Source organism: Clostridioides sp. ZZV15-6598 (assembly GCF_020657705.1).
Classification (GTDB): Bacteria; Bacillota; Clostridia; order Peptostreptococcales; family Peptostreptococcaceae; genus Clostridioides; species Clostridioides difficile_F.
Genome location: NZ_JAGWCS010000324.1, coordinates 1 through 470, shown reverse-complemented (window position 1 = coordinate 470; position 470 = coordinate 1). Strand labels below are relative to the sequence as shown.

Below are 470 nucleotides of genomic sequence, written 5' to 3'. Positions count from 1 at the left end.
TAAATATACTGCTAAAATAAGCTGTATTATATTGAGATATTTCCCTTTTTTGATTAAAATTATAGAAATTTGAAATAATAAGTAGTAAATACAAACTCTATATTATTTAGAAAGGAGAAAATATGAAACAAAATAAAAAAAACGAAAAACAGATGAGTAATTCTAATATTAAAAAAAATAGTGATAATAAAGTCGAAATTGCTGAAGAACTATGTCCAAATAAAAATATAGGTAGTATGCTTGGAGATAGAATAGCTAAGAAAAAAATCAATCGTCCAAGTTAATGGAACAGTTGAAAATGGTATGTTTTAAAAAAATAATATAATGAAATGTTTTATTGTTAAATTTAAACTTATTTTAATAGAAAAAAAAGTCGAAAATTATCTAAAATGCACCTGCATGAGAATAACGTTATTTTATAGATGCATAAAACTTGACAAAATCAACCTTTTCTTGATAGGAAAAAAAAG

General features: G+C 22.1%; 1 protein-coding gene. It reads left to right on the top strand.

Features of this window, described 5'->3' with window-relative positions:
- Window positions 1-122 precede the first annotated feature (122 nt).
- Entirely contained in the window at window positions 123-284 is a 162-nt protein-coding gene (locus tag KGF50_RS21855; RefSeq protein ID WP_227849993.1) for a DNA polymerase III, read from the top strand.
- Window positions 285-470 lie beyond the last annotated feature (186 nt).

Excerpts from the sequence above, each read along its gene's own strand:
- KGF50_RS21855 (WP_227849993.1), top strand. The coding sequence starts at position 123 with ATGAAACAAAATAAAAAAAACGAAAAACAGATGAGTAATTCTAATATT.